This is a genomic window from Tardiphaga sp., from assembly GCF_041424195.1.
In the GTDB taxonomy this organism is placed as follows: domain Bacteria; phylum Pseudomonadota; class Alphaproteobacteria; order Rhizobiales; family Xanthobacteraceae; genus Tardiphaga.
The window spans coordinates 1-17,656 of sequence record NZ_JBGMOE010000047.1 but is presented as its reverse complement, the minus strand read 5'-3'; the positions used below and the strand labels follow the sequence as shown (position 1 = coordinate 17,656).

Sequence of the window (17,656 nt, the reverse complement as noted above, 5' to 3'; positions counted from 1 at the left end):
CCGCTTGCCGCATGGTCGCCACGTCGAAATGATCTGCTGATGTCGTCCCCGGCTTTCCGGGGACGACATTTTCAGTAGTTGAAGAAGGATCGATCCCCTGAAAGCGCGTACGGCTCGCATCTGGTCGCTGATCCACAAATGGACCAGCCTTGTCTCCACCGTCTTCCTGCTGCTGCTGTGCCTCACCGGCCTGCCGTTGATCTTTCATCATGAGATCGACGAGGCGCTCGGTTATGCGCCGAAGATGGATGTGCATGCGCCCGGCGCGCCGAAACTGAGTCTGGACGCCATCGGCCGCGCGGCGATCGCGGATCATCCCGGCAACGTGTTGCTGTATATGGCCTGGGACAAGGACGAGCCCGGCATGGTCTCGACCTTCACCAATGCGTCGGTGACCTCCGATCCACAGACCACGGTGGTGAAGGCGTTCGATGCCTATACGGCAAAGCCGGTGGGTCTGCTCGGCACCGGCCCGATGCTGGTGATGCTGCGGCTGCATACCGACATGTATCTCGGTCTTCCCGGCAAGTGGTTCATGGGCGTCATGGGCTTTCTCTTCATGATCGCGGTCGTGTCCGGCGTGGTGCTGTACTGGCCGTTCACCCGCCGCCTGAACTTCGCGGCGATCCGCAGACAGAAATCGCGCCGGGTGTTGTGGCTCGACTGGCACAATCTGCTTGGCGTGATCACCATCGTGTGGGCACTGGTGGTCGGCGGTACCGGCGTCATCAACGCCTATGCCGAAGTCATGCTCGGCATCTGGCAGCGTAACGAGCTGGCTGCCATGGCCACGCCCTATGCCGGCAAGCCGACGCCAACGCAATTGGCATCGCTGGATAAGGTCGTCGGCAATGCCGTGAAGACGACGCCCGGCATGGATCCAGCCTTCATCGCATTCCCCGGCACGCCGTTCACATCGACGCATCATTTCGCGGTCTTCCTGCGCGGCGACACGCCGCTGACCTCGCGGCTGGTGAAACCCGTGCTGCTCGATGGCGAGACCGGTGAGGTGTCCGACACCAGCGAGTTGCCGACCTATCTGAAGGCCGTGCTGGTCTCGCAACCGCTGCATTTCGGCGATTATGGCGGCATGCCGCTGAAGATCATCTGGGCGCTGCTGACCATGTTCACGATCATCGTGCTCGGCAGCGGGCTGTATCTGTGGGCGGTCAAGCGCAGCAAGGTCAGGCGCGGGGCGCGGCTGTCTGCGGGCGCGACTGCCGCCCTCGGGCCCTCGTCATGAGCGAGGTGCCGCAGCACAAAGCGAGCTGGTGGCGGGTGTTCGGTGCGCCGATCGTCGTCGGCGTGCTGTCGCTCGCAGGCTTGTTGTCGGCGCTGCTCGCCGGCGATCCCGGCCGCTATTTTGCGTGGTTCGGGGGCGGGCTTCCGATCGCGGTCGTGGCATGGGCGTGGTGGCGGAAATCGTAGATGGGTATCGCCGGATAGGTAGAGCGTCTTCGCGAAACCCATCATGGCAAGATTTGAGGTGATGGGTTTCGCTTCGCTCTACCCATCCTACGGCTACGGATGCAGGCGCGGCGCGCTACCAGCGGCGATCCCAATTATTGTTCCAGCCGTTATTCCATCCATTGTCCCAGTCGCCCGGCTGACCGCGCATGGCGCGGCTGCCGCGGCGCTGGTCGCCGTAGGCCAGCATCGGGTTCTGCATGCAGTCGCCGCGCTGGCCGCTCACGGTGGCCATGCACTGGTTATAGGAGGTGAACGTACAGCTCGGATTGAAGCCGGTCGCCGAGGTGCGCGAGCACCATGGATATTCGCGGGCCATGCTGGGCGTTGCGCCCATGACGACCAGAAGTGCGGTTGCTGCCAGGATCGAGCGCATGTCGATTCTCCCTTGAGGTCCAAGATCGATAATGCGCAGCTTACATCGCGGTTCCCGCCTGCGACAGCGCGTCGTGATCACGCCGGCATGCCCGAGCTTCAAACAGCGGTGATGCGCATCAGTCCGTCAGTGTGGCGGCCATCGCATCCAGCGCCGCGCGCGCGGCCTCCGGTGCAATCTCGATCTGCAGCCCGCGCTGGCCGCCATTGAGATAGACCGTATTTTCCGACAACGCCGCCTGCTCAATCGCGACCGGCACGCGCTTCTTCTGTCCGAACGGGCTGATGCCGCCGACGTGATAGCCGGTCATGCGTTCGGCGTCGGCCGGGCGCATCATCTTCGCGCTCTTGCCGTGAAATGCTGCGGCGAGCTTCTTCATGCTGACCTCCTTGTCGGAGGGCACCACGACGCAAACCGGCTTGCCGTCTACTTCGGCCATCAGCGTCTTCAGCATGCGCTGCGGCGGAATACCCAGCGCGTCTGCTGCCTGCAGGCCGATGCTGTCGGCGTTCGGATCGTAGTCGTAGCTATGCAACGTGAACCCGGCGCCGAGCTTGCTCAGCGCCTGCGTTGCGCGGGTGGTTTTTGACATGTGAGACTCAAGGGAATTGGAACGCTCAAGAGGGTGGTGAACTCAGACGACTTCGGACACGGGCTGCATGTCGATAGCAAAGCTTTCGAGGAATTTCGAGGTCATGATGTAAAAGCCGACCGCGAGCTGCAATTCCACCAGCGCGCCCGGCGTCAGTCTTGCTGCGATGGCTTTGAAGGTCGCGTCCGTCGGGCGATGCCGTGCGACGATCTCGTCGGTGAAGGCCAGCGCCGCGCGCTGCGTGTCATCGAAACATGTCGCGGCCTGCCAGTTGTCCAGCGCGGCATTCTGTTCGTCTGATACGCCGACATAACCGCCGATGCGCTTGTGCGCGGCCACTTCATAGGGCGCCTCGCAGAGAATGCCGGTGCGGGTGATGGCCAGTTCGCGGATCACGGGATCGAGCTCGCCCTTGTTGCGGATCGCCCCGCCGAGCCGGCAATATTGTTCGAGATAGGCAGGCGAATGCGCCATCATGCGAAAGATATTGGCATTGCGATTCTTGCCAAGAATCTCGCGGGTGCGCTCGCTGGCAGAGGCGGGATCGCTATAGTCGATGCGGGCCATGGGTCCTCCCTTGAGATCGCCGTCGCGCCCTCCTGATGGGGCGCGTTCTGGCGAATGGCCGGGATGTTGTAACCGAGCAGGGATAGCTCTGCCAGATCGCGATCGTCAGGCCCGCGTGTCGTATTCAACATTGCGGGCGCCTGCACATAGTGATCAAAGGGGGCGTCAGCCATTCTGGCAGAGCCGTGCGTTGGTCCCGATTCAATGACAAAAAGAAAAGACCCAAAGGACGTTTCGAGCGACTTCTCAAGGGGCGTTTCTCCTCGCAAGACAGGTATTCGGCTGTTCGTCCCCATCCTGGCGGGAGCACGGCTCGGCGAGCGCATGATCGCTTGCCTGGGTGCATTGCTGGGCATCGTGCTCACGGGATTGATCTGCCGATCTGTGCTGGGCAACAGCTCCAGCCTGCCGCTGATCGTGGCCCCGCTTGGCGCATCTGCTGTGCTCCTGTTTGCGGTCCCTGCCAGCCCGCTGGCCCAGCCCTGGGCGATCATCGGCGGTAACACCATCTCGGCTCTGATCGGCGTCGCTGTCGCGCATCTCATTCCCGATCAGATTCTGGCGATCGGCTTCGGCGTATCGCTGGCCATCGCCGCGATGTCCTTTGCGCGCTGCCTGCATCCGCCCGGCGGCGCCACGGCGTTGACGGCCATCATCGGCGGACCTGTCGTGACCGCTTCGGGCTATCTGTTTCCATTCGTGCCCGTTGGTCTGAACTCGGTGCTTCTGGTCGGGCTGGGCTATCTGTTCCACAAGATCGCGCGGCGGACCTATCCGCACAGGGCGCCGGTGCCATCGGCGAACCCGCATCAGACATCGGATATCAGCCCGGAGCTGCGGGTCGGCTTTCGCGCCGAGGATATCGACAAGGCGCTGGAAGCGCTGAGCGAGACCTTTGATATCAACCCCGATGATCTCGAAACACTGCTGCGGCAGGTCGAACTGCAGGCCATGCTGCGCTCGCACGGCACGATCCTTTGCGGAGACATCATGTCCCGCGATGTCGTCACGGTGGGCGCGCGCGACAGTGCCGAACTGGCCCGCTCGCGGCTGCTCCTGCACAATGTTCGCACGCTCCCCGTCCTGGGCATGCAGGGACAGCTCGTCGGAACGGTCGGCCTGCGCGAGCTGATGAAAGAATCGGGCGATGTCGGAAAATCCATGTCGCCCGCAGCGACGGCGACGATGCAGACGCCCGCGGTGACCTTGCTGCCGACGCTGACCGATGGACGAACGCACGCCGTCATCATCGTCGATCAGGACCGCATGATTCAGGGGCTGATCACCCAGACCGATTTGCTCAGCGCCGTCGCGAAGCTTGTTCCTGTTGCCGTGTAGGCGATCGCGCACCTGCAAGTCCGCAGACGGAATGAAGCAGCAATTCGGTTGAACAATCTGTAGCTGCAGATATGGTCCTTGCGCAGCGTTAAAACCCGCAACGAGGCCGTCATGGGATATTCACGACTCCCCGGTCTGAAGCATGTGCTTGGCTCAGCCATGTTTGTGGCCTTGCTCGGCAGTGCGGTTGCCGGCGAAGGTCCGGCTCCGGCGTGGCCGACGCAAGGCTGGCAGACATCCACGCCGGAAGAGCAGGGCATGGACCCGGCAGCGCTCGCCACACTGTTGGAGCTCGGAAGTCGCAATGATTTCGACAGCCTGCTAATCGTGCGGCATGGCAAGATCGTTCTGGATGCCTATTACGCGCCTTACACTCCTGATCTGCCGCACGTGGTCAATTCCGTCACCAAGGCCGTGATCGGCACGCTGACATCGATGGCATTGCAGGACGGTCTCCTGAAAGGCACGGACCAGCCGATGACGACGTTCTTTGGCGACCGCAACATCATCAACCTCGACGACAAAAAGAAGGCGATCACGCTTCAGAGCCTGTTGGACATGACGTCCGGACTGGCCTGGGAGGAAGGTCTCGGCGAGGGGCTGCCGCTCTCGGTGATCGATATGGAGCGAAGCCGGAACTGGATCGAGTTCATCCTCGATCGACAGATGGCCGGATCACCCGGAGACAGATTCAACTACAACAGCGGTAATCCGCATCTGTTGTCCGCGATCCTCACCAAGGTAACGGGGATGAGCGCGGAAGACTACGCCAGGGCGAGGTTGTTCGGCCCGCTGGGCATCACGGCATGGAAATGGCGGCGCGATCCGCAGGGCATCTCGACCGGCGGATACGGTCTGGCGCTGCACCCGCGCGATATGGCGAAGTTCGGCTATCTCTATCTGCGTAATGGCGAGTGGGAGGGTAAACCGCTGGTGCCACGGGACTGGATCGACAGGGTGAACCACGCCACGGTGGACATGCACCTCTCATTTGCTCCGGCCTGGCGTTATTCGAATTTCTTCTGGGCTCTTCCCGACAGCAACCTCTATTGGGCGAGCGGCTATCATTGTCAGTTGATCGTGGTCTATCCGGCGCTGGATCTCGTGGCGGTGACCACAGGCAGAAACGGCTGCGCCGTGACGACTCTCCTGCCGTCCATCGCGGCATCTATCAAATCCGAGACTGCAATACAGCCGGACACGGCCGGCACAGAACGACTGGCGAGCGCCATCCGCGCCATATCGACAGAGAAGCCGTCAGAGGTCGGACCGACGCCAGAGATCGCATCGACGATCTCGGGCAAGACCTATGCGTTCGCCCGCAATCCGCTGGGCGTGAAATCGCTGACGCTGACACTGGTCGGCCCGAACCCGCATTATGATTTCGAACTCTACAGCCGCAATTCGGCGCGGCCGCCCGAGATGATCAGCGGCCCTATCGGGCTCGACGGACTGTATCGCAAGGGAAAGGACACGCCCTATGGGCCGCTTGCCGTGAAGGGACGGTGGCTGGATGATCACGCGTTCGAAGTCGAGCGGATCAATATCGGCGCGAGCGAGCTATCGCGGAAATGGACGCTGTCATTCGACGGCGACAAGGTCAGCCTTCGCGGCAAGAACTATGAAGGCGTCGATGTCGCAATCGACGGACAGGCGGGCGGTTGATCGCCGAAAGGCACGGGAAGTCCTGAGACCTCCCGTGCGGTCTTGCAGTGTCAGGCTGGCATGAGGTCCGGCGACTGGTATGTTACGTCGTTGACCCCTGCAATAACGCAATGGTGAGGGCTGCATGATGATCGACTATGTCACCGTGGATGTGTTCACGGATACGCGCTTCGGCGGAAATCCGCTGGCGGTCGTTCCGGATGCGCGCGGTATCGACGAGGGGCTGCTGCAGAAGATCGCCACCGAGTTCAATTATTCGGAAACGACATTCGTGTTTCCGCCGGATGATCCCGCGCACACCGCACGCGTTCGCATCTTCACGCCGACCACTGAGATCCCTTTCGCCGGTCATCCCAATGTCGGCACCGCCTTCGTGCTTGGCCGCCAGGGCGCGGTCTTCGGCAGGCCTGTTGGCGATCGCATGGTGTTTGAGGAGAAGGCAGGCCTCGTCCATCTCGATCTGCTGCGCGATGGCGGCGCGATTGTCGGCGCCGGCTTCGTCGCACCGCAGCCACTCGCGATGCAGGGTGAGATCGATCGTGACATGATGGCCGCCTGCATATCGCTCGCGCCCGATGCCATCGCCATGTCAACGCACGGGCCGCGGATGGTGTCCGTCGGCCTGCCGTTCGCGGTGGCTGAACTGGCCGGCCTCGATGCGCTGGCGTCCGCGCGGCCGAACGCAACGGCCTTCGCGCAGGCCGAGCAGAGACACCGGTCTCCGGACGATCGTTTCTCGGCCTTCATCTATGTCCGCACCGGTGATGGTTTCGATCACCTGCGCGCGCGGATGTTCGCGCCGCTCGACAACGTCCCCGAAGATCCTGCCACTGGCAGCGCCTCCGCAGCGCTGGCGGCCTATCTCGTCACGCTCGACCCGCGCCGTGACGCGGTCCGCAACATCACCATCGAGCAGGGCGTCGAGATGGGCCGTCGCAGCCTCATCGAGGTCGAGGTGCGCAAGACGAACGACCAGGTACAAAGCGTGCGGATCGCCGGTCGCTGCGTGCCGGTGATGCAGGGGCGTATCGACGTCTAGCCATGCGCCCCTTGCTTTCAGTTGGCACGACTTCACGCCTCTCCCGGCAGGTCGCTCACGCGCCACAGCGCCAGTGATTTGTCGGCATAGTCGCCACCAGCTTCCGCGAAATCACGCCGCCTTTCGGCGAAGCGAATTTCGGCCAGAACCGGTGTGCGTCGCCTCGATCTGTCCATTCGTGTGTCCGCTGCAGCAACGGTAAATCAGAGTTCCGCAGCCAGCTTCGATCTGAAGTTCACCGTTGTAAATGCTCGTTAAACACGCTCTGGAATCATTGTTCTTGTAATTCGGCTGAAATCATCTATATTGCAGTTATTCGAATATATGCTCTGGCTTGTTGACCGCGCCGTAATCGGCTCCATTCCCCAAGACATCGTTGAAATCGGATCGGGCTCACGCGATGTCGCGTAGGGTTCGCGCATTCGCGCATCTTGGAGAATAGTTATGACAGTCGGTACAGTTAAGTGGTTCAACGCGACCAAGGGTTTCGGTTTCATTCAGCCTGATGACGGCGGCCAGGATGTGTTCGTTCACATCAGTGCAGTCGAGCGCGCTGGATTGGGTTCGCTCAATGAAGGCCAGAAGGTTTCCTTCGAAGCCAAGGCTGACAAGATGCGCGGAAAGACCAGCGCGGAAGATCTGCGCGCTATCTGAGCTTGAAGGTCCTGAAATTTCCACGGATGTACTGGGATTTCTCGACCGGCAAGTTTTGCGTCTCATAGATTTGGAATGACTGAAGCCCGTCGGTGATCATCACCGGCGGGCTTCATCCTGTAGGCGTGGTCATACGCACGATTCAGCGCCCGATATGAGGACCGATCGAGATGAGTGAACGTCTGGATACGCTCATGGCGGCGCGTATGCGCATGATCGAGGACCGCGATGCGCACGCGAAAGTTCTGGCTGCGCCCTTCAATCGCGACAATGCGGAACGGGCCCGCAGCAAGTTCGTCGAGATGCAGAGCGTGATCGACGCCATCGATCGCGCCATCGCGGGCGAACAGGCTGCTTCGTAACGGCTTTCTCTATCCAGTCAGCCTCTGGCCCGTCAGCGCACGCTATCCGAAATTCATCGTGCTGAAAGTTCTGCGATCAAAGGTCGGTTAGCCGAAGGTGATTGTAGAGGAAGTCTGCCATCAGGCTTTCGACATCGGTCGATGTGCCATCGGGACCGGGGACAGTCGCGGTGCGGGGATAGAAGTGCGTGGCGCCGGCGATCCGCACCACGTGATGCGGCAGACCCATGCTGGTCATGTGACGGGTCGGGCCGTCGAGATTATCGAGCATCGCCGGCAGGTCGTTTTCACCCACGAACATCAGGATCGCCGGCTCGGATCTGGCGCCGGTGACGTAAGCCTTGGCCGCCCCCATCGACATGCGCCCTGACAGGGCCACGACGGCGGCGACCGGCGCGCGTTCGGCGAAGGCTGCATTGATGGCCATGATGGCGCCCGCCGAAAATCCGCCGATGGCGATACGATCAGGATCGATGCCGAGCGCAAAGGAGCGGCCCCGCGCATAGGTCACAGCCTGGCTCATGTCCTCGGTGCTGGCTTCGATTTCGTCGATCATCATCTGCTGCGTGCAGGGCGGAAGGCCGAGCCTGCCGTGCTGTTCCTGTCGCTCGGCCGCTACCGGCCGGAACTGAACGGCAAGACGGTAGCGGGTGCTGCTGCCGCCGCCTCGGCGGGCTGATCCGCCGCACCGTCCGGTTATCCCGTACTGGTTGCCCCAATCTCGCCACACATGGGGGGATTTTCAGGGGATATCAAAGGTTTGCGCGTGCTTGACAGGGGCATTCTGGGGCCCTTCGCGCTTGTTTTCCCCCCGCGCATCCTTTATTCCCGGTTTGCATCGCAGACAGGCGGCCTCTCAGCAAACATTGGCCGCGCTTGGGCGGATGCCTGGGCGTGATCCGGCAAACGGCAGACCGTTTTCCGCGCTGATCACGCTTCGACGCGTGTATTTTCAGAGGACTAGCGCCAAATGGCCAATGTTGTCGTCGTCGGCGCCCAGTGGGGCGACGAGGGTAAGGGCAAGATCGTTGACTGGTTGTCGGACCAGGCGGATGTCGTGGCTCGCTACCAGGGCGGCCACAATGCCGGCCATACGCTGGTCATCGACGGTCAGACCTACAAGCTGGCGCTGCTGCCGTCGGGCGTAGTGCGCGGCGGCAAGCTCTCGGTGATCGGCAATGGCGTGGTGTTCGATCCGCAGGCCTTCGTCGATGAAGTCGCCAAGCTCCGCGGCCAGGGCGTCGATGTCGGCCCGCACAATCTGCGCGTCGCCGAAAACGTCACACTGATTTTGCCGCTGCACCGCGAACTCGATGCGCTGCGCGAGAATGCCAACAAGGCCACCGCCATCGGCACCACCCAGCGCGGCATCGGCCCGGCATATGAAGACAAGGTCGGCCGCCGCGCGATCCGGCTGATGGATCTCGCCGATCCGCAGACGCTGCCGCACAAGATCGACCGCCTGCTGGCGCATCACAACGCGCTGCGCCGCGGGCTCAGCCTGCCTGAGATCGACGGCGGGGAGATTCTGAAAGAGCTGACGGAGATCGCGCCGCGCGTGCTGCCGTTCGCGGACTCGGTGTGGAATCTGCTCGACCAGAAGCGCCGCGAAGGCAAGCGCATCCTGTTCGAGGGCGCGCAGGGCGCGCTGCTCGACGTCGATCACGGCACCTATCCCTATGTGACCTCGTCCAACACCGTGGCGGCGCAGGCCGCGACCGGCACCGGCATGGGCCCGGGCGCGGTCGGCTATGTGCTCGGCATTTGCAAGGCCTATACCACGCGCGTGGGGGCGGGCCCGTTCCCGACCGAACTGCTCAACGAGATCGGCGAAGAGATCGGCCGTCGCGGCAAGGAATTCGGCGTCAACACCGGCCGCAAGCGTCGCTGCGGCTGGTTCGATGCGGTGCTGGTGCGGCAGACCGTCCGCACCTGCGGCATCAACGGCCTGGCGCTGACCAAGCTCGACATTCTCGACGGCTTCGACACCATCGAGGTCTGCGTCGGCTACAAGCTCGACGGCAAGGAAATCGACTATCTGCCGGCCGGCGAAGGCGCCCAGGCCCGGATTGAGCCGATCTACGAGACCATCGAGGGCTGGAAAGAGCCGACCGCCAATGCACGCTCCTGGGCTGATCTGCCGGCGCAGGCCATCAAATACGTGCGCCGGATCGAGGAACTGGTGGGCTGCCCGATTGCTTTGCTTTCCACGAGCCCGGAACGTGAAGATACTATTCTCGTGCAAAACCCGTTTGAGGCTTAACGAACTGTTACCGGATAGCCTCCAAATTGATGCACCCGCAACATTGAGTCGAGATGGCTGATTACTACCCGCTGATCGCCCGCGCCATCGCCGGACTGGACCCCAGTGCTCCCGGTGAGCAGCGGCGTGCGCTTTATGAGCGCGCCCGCACCGCCTTGATCGCCCAGTTGCGCAGCGTCGAGCCGCCGCTCTCGGAGTCCGAAATCACCCGCGAGCGCCTGTCGCTCGAGGAAGCCGTCCGCAAGGTCGAGTCCGAGGCCGCCCAGCGTGCCCGTGACGCGTCGCGGCCGCCGTCCGAGGGCAAGCCACGCGCCGGCGATGCCTTCCGCAATGCCGGCCCGCGTGCCGGTGCTGCCCCGGCCGATTCGTCGCCGCGCGGTCGTCAGCCGGTCACGCCGACACCGCCGTCTCCGCGCGTCCCGGAAGAGCCGCGTCCGCCGCGCACGCTGCGCGTCGATCCGCCGCCGATTCCGAAGCCGCAGTCCCCCAATGCCGGCGCGCAGGATCCAAACGGTCCGCCAACGCGTGAACGCAACGGCACGCCGCGCCGCTTCGAGAACAATCCGGCAGCACCGCCGCCCGCCCGTAACGATCGCGGCGACCAGGGCGATGCCGCCATGCGCGGCTTCCGCGACGTCACCGCCGATGTCGACGATCTCGGCCGCGCCGCCGCCCAGGCCAATCGCGCGGCCCGCAAGACCTACGCCAATGTGCCGTCGCCCACGCCGGAATTCGATCGTCTCGAACCCAGCATGGAAACGCGCAACGAAGTCTTCGGCCATGACGAGACGGCTTACGATGACCAGGCCGGCGACGAGCCGCAGGTGCCGCCGTCGCGCATCAAGGATTCCAAGAAGCCGCCCAAGCCCCCGAAGCCGAAGCGCGTCAGCGGCGGTTTCCCGTTCAAGACCGCGCTGCTCATCGGCATCGTGATGATCCTGATCGGTGCCGTGATCCTGGGCTGGCCGACGATCAACAAGATGGTGCGCGGTTTCGCCGGCGGTTCGGCGCCCGTCGTCACCGACAACAAGGATGCGCCGCTGGCGCCGCGGCCGAAGATCGCCGATCGCGTCGGCCAGCCGTCGTCGTCGGATCAGATCGCGCCAGTCGCCCAGCGCGTCGTTCTGTATGACGAGGATCCGGCCGAGCCGAAGGGCCGGCAATATGTCGGCACGGTGGTCTGGCGCACCGAGCAGATCAAGGCCTCGGGCGGCAAGCCCGGCGATATCGCCGTGCGCGCGGACATCGAGATTCCTGAACGCAAGTTCAAGATGACCATGTCGTTCCGCCGCAACACCGATACGTCGCTGCCCGCCAGCCACACGGCCGAACTCACTTTCGTGCTGCCGCCCGATTTCGCCGGTGGTGGTGTCGCCAATGTGCCGGGCGTGCTGATGAAGTCGAACGAGCAGGCCCGCGGCACGCCGCTGGCCGGTCTCGCGGTCAAGGTCACCGACGGATTCTTCCTGGTCGGCCTCAGCAATGTCGAAAGCGACCGGACCCGCAACCTGCAGCTCCTGAAGGAGCGGTCGTGGTTCGACATCCCGCTGGTCTATACCAACCAGCGCCGCGCCATCATCGCTATCGAAAAGGGCTCGCCCGGCGATCGCGCCTTCAACGACGCATTTGCGGCCTGGGGCGAGTAACTTCCAGGAAGCCACATACTGTCATTCCGGAGCGCGACCGGCACTTGAACGTCGCCTCGCGCCGGAATGACGAGTTAGCGGACGTCGTGTTTCAGGATCGCGCCCTGCAAGCCTCGCCAGCGTGGCGCGCTTACACTTCCGCCGGTTCGAAATACCGCGGCGCATCGCGCCAGCCATGGGCTGCGGCATGGAGCGCCTTGGCGCGATAATCCAGTTCGAGATCGCAGAGCATGCCGCGCATCTCCAGATCGCTCTCCTCACCGGCGAGGCGGTTGCAATCGTCGGCGCGGTCTTTGAAATAATTTTCCGCCATGATCATGGGTATCGTTTTCCATCGGTTCCGATGGAACTTCGCTGCCCGGTTTGGCGAAGACGTGGCGGGACACCATCAAATACATGGCAGGTCCCGCTCTTTGCGTGGCGAAAGATTGCGCAACGAATGTTATGGCGCGCCGTTCGCGCCTGCGCTCACGGCATGCGACATCAGCGCATGGGTGTCGGTGATGCCGCCGGCCGCATGGCGCATGATGGTCTCCGCCATCATCGCCTTCGTTGCCGGCGTGCGATGCTGCACGGCGATCCGCTCCACGGCCATGTCCAGTACCAGGCGCAGCGTGGCCACATAGTTTGCGTCGAATTTCGGTGTCGGGTCGATTGTCATGATCCACTCCGTACTCTCGAGCTGCGCGGACGATGCGGGCGCATTGGGGCCTATCTTAGTCCGTGCGATGAAACGTCGATGACAGCCGGTGACATTGTTTTGAAGTGTCGGCGCTGAACCTTTTGCAGTGTTGCGTGACATCGCGCCGCGCGCATTGCGCTGCACGCAAGTGTATTAAAAAGATCGGTAAAATCTTTCACATGTGTGAGGCCGCAATGAGGTGGCGTGCAGATGCGCGCGATTGCGGACGGGTGAGTGATCGCGCCGCGGCAAACAGCGCGGGGGATCAAGAGAGAACACACGGAATGGGTGCACTTGCACGGGCGCCTTGCAGCAAGGCGTCCGTGCTCTGCTGATGGGTTCGCCGCTTACTTCAGTGCAATGGCGAGGCCGGAGAGATCGGCATTGACCATCAGGCCGGTCTGGCGGCCGCTGAGTTCCAGCAGCGCGCCTTTCTCGTTGGTGAGCACGATGGCGCTGACGCCGCGGCCCACGGCTGCTCCCGCGCCGCCTGCGCCATAGACGCCGGCCACATCCCGGGGGCTGTTGATGCGGCTGACGCGCCCGGACAGATAGGTCTGCGATGCGCCGAAGACGAGGCCCGCGCTCAAGCCGCCGATCGACAGCGGATAGGTCCGCCCGCGAAAGGTCAGCGTGCCCGAACCGCCCGATGCGCCGATGAACCAGCCGCCCTTCAGCACGTTGATGCGGATCGTGCCGCTATCGGCGAAAGCGGCAGAAGAAACGCTGGCGCCGATCAGTGCGAGAGCGGCGACGAGGGTGGTGCGGAAAAGCGAGCGCGACATTGGGGTGTCCTCCGAGGGATGATTCGTTGGCGCAAGGCGAGGCGGCCACAATCCAGCAAAATGATAGCGGGGTCCATGGGCCTTCGGCGCTGTGCGGGCGGCGCGGCGCTGCAATTGACAAATGCGAGCTCCACAAAACACACTGAGCCATGGCCAGGACCGTCCTCTTTCTCTGCACCGGAAATTACTATCGCAGCCGCTATGCGGAAGAGCTCTTCAATCACCTGGCGCGCCGCGCAGGTCTGGACTGGGAGGCGACGTCACACGCCCTGGCCATCGAGCGGGGCAGGGACAATGTCGGCCCGATGGCGCGACAGACCATCGACGCTCTGACCATCGATGGCATCTCGCCCATCGGCGCGTCGCGGATGCCGGCGGTCTGCACCCTCGATGCGCTGGAAGCGTCCGATATGATCGTGGCCGTGAAAGAGGCCGAGCACCGTGCTTTGCTCACCGAGCGCTTTCCGGGCTGGGAAAATCGCGTGACCTATTGGCATGTCCATGACATCGACGTGGCGCGTCCCGATGAGGCGCTGCCCGAGCTGAAAGCGCATGTGACGCAATTGGTCCAAAGCCTCAGGCGCTGACAGTCATAGCCATGGGTGGATCAGCTGCAGGGTGGGCCAAGCGAAGCGAGCCCACCACAACAGACGATCGACGCGACGATGGTGGCGGGCGCGCATGGGCGCCTTTGCCCGACCTGCGGCTGCTGAGCTGCAGTAGAACTCCCATGCCCCAAGCGCGATGATAGTCGCTGCGATCAGGCCGATGGTCATGCGCCCGACGTTGATCAGGCATCGCGAGACGCAGGACATGGGAGGGCGAGGATATGGGACGTCGGAGGCGTGACGCTTGGTCGATTTAGCGCGATCGAACGTCCAGTCTGTGCGAGCTGCAGTGCCTAGTGGACGAAGACACGCCTGAGCGACGGCAAGGCATGAATGCGTTAACCGGCACCGCGCGCTGCGGCAGCGCTGCCGTGACACCACGCGCGCGGGCCGGTATGGTCGAGCGCAACAGAGCGCGGCGATGCGCGCTTGCAGCCGGAGTTTTGCGACATGCGGGCAGTGACAATGACGACGCTTCCTGCCTTGCGCCCGTGCGGCACGGCGCTTGCTGTCATCGCGGTGCTGGCGCTGCTCGATGTGACGCTGCTGGTGGCGCGCGAATTGCCGAGCGCGCCGGTGCTGCAGAAGGTCGGCTTCGACATGGAGGCCGCCGGCTTCAAGGCGCGTTTCGCCAATGATGCGGCGGGCAAGATGGCCTTGAGCAAATTGCCGGCCTATCGCTTCGTTGTGCACAATACGCCGAACGGCCCGCGCTATCTCTATGCCGATCCCGGCAAATGCGTGTGCACCTTTGTCGGCAATCGCGACAATTACCTGAACTATCAGGATATCGCGCGCCGCGGCCTGCCGCAGGCGGATGACGTGGCGCCGGACTACAAGACCCAGGCGGGCGCACTGCTATCAGACGATCCGATCGCGTCGGACCAGATCGACTGGCAGCCCGACAGTCTCGCGGATGCGTTCCGGGATTATTACTGATCTCGATCTCTCCCCGCCTGGTGAAGCCTGGCTTCAATCGGCGGGGAGAGATCAGAGCCTTAGCCCTCGATCTTGCCGGTGATGATCGGGCCGAACAGCTCCCACTTCTCGCCCTTGAAGCGCTGCATCTGCAACTGCTCGATCGGGTAGAAGTCGGTGGGCGAGGTCGTGATCGTCACGCCGGGCAGCAATGTGTCTGGCGCGAAGTTCTTGAGGTTCGCCGCTTCCTTCATGATGTTGGCGCGGGTCAGGTTGTCGCCGGCCTGCTTGAGCACCTGAACGATGGTCTGCGCCTGGCCATAGCCATAGACGACCGAGCCGTCGTTCCTGTCCATGGAGGGGGCGTATTTGGCGAGGAAAGCGTAGAATTTCTTCATGCCCTCGTCATTGTCCCAGCTGGAATCGGCGCCGTCCTTGGCGTAGTTCGCCGACAGGATGCCCTGCGCGATCTCGTAACCCGCCGGCTTCATCACGCCGCCGACCGACGCGCCGACATTGCTCTGGATATAGGTTGGTTTCCAGCCGAGCTCCGCCACCTTCTTGATCGCCTGCGCGGCAAATTTCGGCGTGGTGAAGCTGACAAAGGTGTCGGCATTGGTCGACTTCAGCTTGACGATGTGCGAGTCGATCGTCGGCTCGGACACTTCATAGCTGTCTTCAGCCACGATCATCGATGCTGCCTTGGCGCCGAGACCATCCTTCAGACCCTTCAGCATATCCTTGCCGAAGTCGTCGTTCTGATACATGACCGCGATCTTGGCGTCGGGCTTTTCCTTCAGCAGGTAGGCCGCATAGATCCTGGATTCGCTCTGATAGGCAGGCTGCCAGCCCATGGTCCAGGGGAAGTCCTTGTAGTCGCCGAACTTGGTCGCGCCGGTGGCGACGAACAGCTGCGGGACTTTCTTGGCATTCATGTATTTCTGGATGGCGGAATTCGATGCGGTACCGAGCGAGCTGGCGATGAACAGCACTTCGTCGGATTCGACGAGCTTGCGTGCCTGCTCCACCGCTTTCGGAGGGCTGTAGCCATCGTCATAGGTGATGTAATTGATCTTGCGGCCGTTGATGCCGCCCTGATCGTTGATCATCTTGAAATAGGCTTCTTCCATCTTGCCGATCACGCCATAGGCGGATGCGGGCCCGCTGTAGGGCATGATGTTGCCGATCTTGATCTCGGTGTCGCTGGCGCCGGTGTCGTATTTTTTCTGGGCGAAGGCAGTGCTGCCAAGGGCCGCACTGAGGGCTGCGGCAACCGTGAACGTCATTGCACGCGAGCTGAACGAAGGCATTTCTGATCTCCCTGATCATTTGATGAAGCCGCGCGGGTTCTTGCTCTTGTTGAATGCTGCGGCGCGTCGGATTGAATACTTTTCCCCTGCAACTAGCAAGAAAAAGCCCCTCACGACTTTCGTCGCAAGGGGCTGTTTTATTGGGCAGAATCGCTGTCATTCCGGGGCGGGCGCGCATCTTCGCGCGTGCGAACCCGGAATCTTGCAGTGGTTGAACACATCCAGCTTCCGGGTCTGCACTCCGGCCGGCTTCGCCGTCCTGCATGCATCCCGGAATGACGAGATACCAGCCTCTAGCCGCCGAGCTTGCTGTCGATCGGCGGGCCGAACACGTCCCACTTCTCGCCGGTGAAGCGCATCATGCGCAGCTGCTCGATCGGGTAGAAATCGGTCGCCGAGGTGTTGATCCTGACGCCCGGCAGCAGCGTGTCGGGTGCGAAGTCCTTCAGGCTGGCGGCCTGCTTCATGATGTTGGCGCGGGTCAGGTCGTCGCCGGCCTGCTTCAGCACCTGCACCACGGTCTGCGCCTGGCCGTAGCCATAGGCGGCCGAGCTTTCGGCCGGATTGGCGAAGGGGGCGTATTTGGCCAAGAAATCCAGATACTTCTTCATGCCCTCGTCGTCCTTCCACTGCGGATCGATGGCATCCTTGGCATAGGCCAGCGACAACACGCCCTGGGAGTTATCGACGCCTGCCGGACGCATCACCGCGCCAACGGACGAGCCGACATTGCTCTGGAAATACATCGGCTTCCAGCCGATCTCGGCGACCTTCTTGATCGCCTGGGCGGCGAATTTCGGCGTCGAGATCGAGAGGAAAATGTCGGCGCCGGACGCCTTCAGCTTGACGATGTGCGAGTCGATGGTCGGCTCGGATACTTCGTAGCCGTCCTCGGCCACGATCATCGATGCCTTGTCGCCGAGGCCGTCCTTCAGGCCCTTCAGCATGTCCTTGCCCATATCGTCGTTCTGATAGAGCACGGCGATCTTGCCGTTCGGCCTTTCGGTGATCGCATATTGCGCGAAGATGCGGCCTTCGCTCTGATAGGCCGGCTGCCAGCCCATGGTCCATGGCGAGGTCTTGTATTCGCCGAACTTGGTCGCGCCGGTGGCGACGAACAGCTGCGGGATTTTCTTCGCGTTCAGGTATTTCATGATCGCGGTGTTGGAGGGCGTGCCGAGCGGGCCGAACACGAACAGAACCTCGTCGGATTCGACCAGCTTGCGGGTCTGTTCCACGGCCTTGGCCGGGCTGTACGCGTCGTCATAGCTGATGAAGCTGATCTTGCGGCCGTTGATGCCGCCCTGATCGTTGATCATCTTGAAGTAAGCTTCTTCCATCTTCCCGATGATGCCGTAGGCCGACGCAGGGCCGCTATAGGGAA

General features: G+C 62.6%; 21 protein-coding genes. 11 read left to right on the top strand and 10 right to left on the bottom strand.

Annotation, left to right across the window (positions count from 1 at the left end):
* Positions 1 to 88 precede the first annotated feature (88 nt).
* Together ACEK02_RS07305 and ACEK02_RS07300 are read left to right on the top strand one after the other, a co-directional pair.
* Positions 89 to 1,243 carry a PepSY-associated TM helix domain-containing protein gene (locus ACEK02_RS07305; RefSeq protein WP_371421225.1) on the top strand — a complete coding sequence of 385 codons (1,155 nt, stop codon included), beginning with the start codon at positions 89 to 91 and terminating at the stop codon, positions 1,241 to 1,243.
* Positions 1,240 to 1,428 carry a hypothetical protein gene (locus ACEK02_RS07300; protein ID WP_371421131.1) on the top strand — a complete coding sequence of 63 codons (189 nt, stop codon included), beginning with the start codon at positions 1,240 to 1,242 and terminating at the stop codon, positions 1,426 to 1,428. The genes ACEK02_RS07305 and ACEK02_RS07300 overlap by 4 nt, the downstream gene beginning before the upstream one ends.
* A 115-nt stretch (positions 1,429 to 1,543) precedes the next feature.
* On the opposite strand, the gene ACEK02_RS07295 is transcribed toward ACEK02_RS07300, so the two are convergent.
* From ACEK02_RS07295 to ACEK02_RS07285, 3 genes are all read right to left on the bottom strand, one after another.
* On the bottom strand, positions 1,544 to 1,843 hold the full coding sequence (locus ACEK02_RS07295) for a DUF3551 domain-containing protein (RefSeq protein ID WP_371421130.1): 300 nt from the start codon (positions 1,841 to 1,843) through the stop codon (positions 1,544 to 1,546).
* Positions 1,844 to 1,961: 118 nt separating this feature from the next.
* A complete protein-coding gene (gene ybaK / locus ACEK02_RS07290) occupies positions 1,962 to 2,435 on the bottom strand; it encodes a Cys-tRNA(Pro) deacylase (protein ID WP_371421129.1) in 474 nt (157 codons plus the stop codon).
* A gap of 42 nt (positions 2,436 to 2,477) precedes the next feature.
* Positions 2,478 to 3,002, bottom strand: a complete 525-nt coding sequence (locus tag ACEK02_RS07285) for a carboxymuconolactone decarboxylase family protein (protein WP_371421128.1) — start codon at positions 3,000 to 3,002, stop codon at positions 2,478 to 2,480.
* Between the two features lie 324 nt (positions 3,003 to 3,326).
* Between ACEK02_RS07285 and ACEK02_RS07280 the strand changes: the two genes are divergently transcribed.
* The 3 genes from ACEK02_RS07280 (at position 3,327) to ACEK02_RS07270 (ending at position 7,044) form a co-directional block, all read left to right on the top strand.
* Positions 3,327 to 4,340: an HPP family protein gene (locus ACEK02_RS07280; protein ID WP_371421127.1), complete on the top strand. Its 1,014-nt coding sequence runs from the start codon at positions 3,327 to 3,329 to the stop codon at positions 4,338 to 4,340.
* Positions 4,341 to 4,451: 111 nt separating this feature from the next.
* Positions 4,452 to 6,005: a serine hydrolase domain-containing protein gene (locus ACEK02_RS07275; RefSeq protein ID WP_371421126.1), complete on the top strand. Its 1,554-nt coding sequence runs from the start codon at positions 4,452 to 4,454 to the stop codon at positions 6,003 to 6,005.
* Positions 6,006 to 6,129: 124 nt separating this feature from the next.
* Positions 6,130 to 7,044, top strand: a complete 915-nt coding sequence (locus tag ACEK02_RS07270; RefSeq protein ID WP_371421125.1) for a PhzF family phenazine biosynthesis protein — start codon at positions 6,130 to 6,132, stop codon at positions 7,042 to 7,044.
* A 32-nt stretch (positions 7,045 to 7,076) separates the two neighbouring features.
* On the opposite strand, the gene ACEK02_RS07265 is transcribed toward ACEK02_RS07270, so the two are convergent.
* A complete protein-coding gene (locus ACEK02_RS07265) occupies positions 7,077 to 7,220 on the bottom strand; it encodes a hypothetical protein (protein WP_371421124.1) in 144 nt (47 codons plus the stop codon).
* 268 nt (positions 7,221 to 7,488) lie between these two features.
* On the opposite strand from ACEK02_RS07265, the gene ACEK02_RS07260 reads away from it, so the two are divergent.
* Positions 7,489 to 7,698 (top strand): cold-shock protein, encoded by a 210-nt coding sequence (locus ACEK02_RS07260; RefSeq protein ID WP_092138872.1) that lies wholly within the window; start codon positions 7,489 to 7,491, stop codon positions 7,696 to 7,698.
* Between the two features lie 170 nt (positions 7,699 to 7,868).
* A complete protein-coding gene (locus tag ACEK02_RS07255) occupies positions 7,869 to 8,060 on the top strand; it encodes a hypothetical protein (protein WP_371421123.1) in 192 nt (63 codons plus the stop codon).
* Between the two features lie 76 nt (positions 8,061 to 8,136).
* Here ACEK02_RS07255 and ACEK02_RS07250 read toward each other — a convergent pair whose 3' ends face one another.
* On the bottom strand, positions 8,137 to 8,619 hold the full coding sequence (locus tag ACEK02_RS07250; RefSeq protein ID WP_371421122.1) for an alpha/beta hydrolase: 483 nt from the start codon (positions 8,617 to 8,619) through the stop codon (positions 8,137 to 8,139).
* A gap of 411 nt (positions 8,620 to 9,030) precedes the next feature.
* On the opposite strand from ACEK02_RS07250, the gene ACEK02_RS07245 reads away from it, so the two are divergent.
* Together ACEK02_RS07245 and ACEK02_RS07240 are read left to right on the top strand one after the other, a co-directional pair.
* Positions 9,031 to 10,323, top strand: a complete 1,293-nt coding sequence (locus tag ACEK02_RS07245) for an adenylosuccinate synthase (RefSeq protein WP_371421121.1) — start codon at positions 9,031 to 9,033, stop codon at positions 10,321 to 10,323.
* Positions 10,324 to 10,376: 53 nt separating this feature from the next.
* Positions 10,377 to 11,969: a hypothetical protein gene (locus ACEK02_RS07240; protein WP_371421120.1), complete on the top strand. Its 1,593-nt coding sequence runs from the start codon at positions 10,377 to 10,379 to the stop codon at positions 11,967 to 11,969.
* Positions 11,970 to 12,099: 130 nt separating this feature from the next.
* On the opposite strand, the gene ACEK02_RS07235 is transcribed toward ACEK02_RS07240, so the two are convergent.
* The 3 genes from ACEK02_RS07235 to ACEK02_RS07225 all read right to left on the bottom strand — a co-directional run bounded on the left by ACEK02_RS07235 (position 12,100) and on the right by ACEK02_RS07225 (position 13,436).
* Positions 12,100 to 12,288, bottom strand: a complete 189-nt coding sequence (locus tag ACEK02_RS07235) for a hypothetical protein (RefSeq protein ID WP_371421119.1) — start codon at positions 12,286 to 12,288, stop codon at positions 12,100 to 12,102.
* 123 nt (positions 12,289 to 12,411) lie between these two features.
* Positions 12,412 to 12,630 (bottom strand): hypothetical protein, encoded by a 219-nt coding sequence (locus ACEK02_RS07230; protein WP_371421118.1) that lies wholly within the window; start codon positions 12,628 to 12,630, stop codon positions 12,412 to 12,414.
* Between the two features lie 368 nt (positions 12,631 to 12,998).
* A complete protein-coding gene (locus ACEK02_RS07225) occupies positions 12,999 to 13,436 on the bottom strand; it encodes a hypothetical protein (RefSeq protein WP_371421117.1) in 438 nt (145 codons plus the stop codon).
* Positions 13,437 to 13,585: 149 nt separating this feature from the next.
* Here ACEK02_RS07225 and ACEK02_RS07220 point away from each other — a divergent pair, with 149 nt between their 5' ends.
* A complete protein-coding gene (locus tag ACEK02_RS07220; protein ID WP_371421116.1) occupies positions 13,586 to 14,023 on the top strand; it encodes a low molecular weight phosphatase family protein in 438 nt (145 codons plus the stop codon).
* A gap of 471 nt (positions 14,024 to 14,494) precedes the next feature.
* Positions 14,495 to 14,983 (top strand): hypothetical protein, encoded by a 489-nt coding sequence (locus ACEK02_RS07215; protein ID WP_371421115.1) that lies wholly within the window; start codon positions 14,495 to 14,497, stop codon positions 14,981 to 14,983.
* 59 nt (positions 14,984 to 15,042) lie between these two features.
* Here the strand turns inward: ACEK02_RS07215 and ACEK02_RS07210 are convergent, their stop codons facing one another.
* The gene (locus ACEK02_RS07210; protein WP_371421224.1) at positions 15,043 to 16,248 is read right to left on the bottom strand and encodes an ABC transporter substrate-binding protein; all 1,206 of its coding nucleotides are present in this window, start codon (positions 16,246 to 16,248) and stop codon (positions 15,043 to 15,045) included.
* Positions 16,249 to 16,565: 317 nt separating this feature from the next.
* Positions 16,566 to 17,656: ABC transporter substrate-binding protein (locus ACEK02_RS07205; RefSeq protein ID WP_371421114.1), on the bottom strand; the 1,091-nt coding region annotated here is incomplete at its 5' end.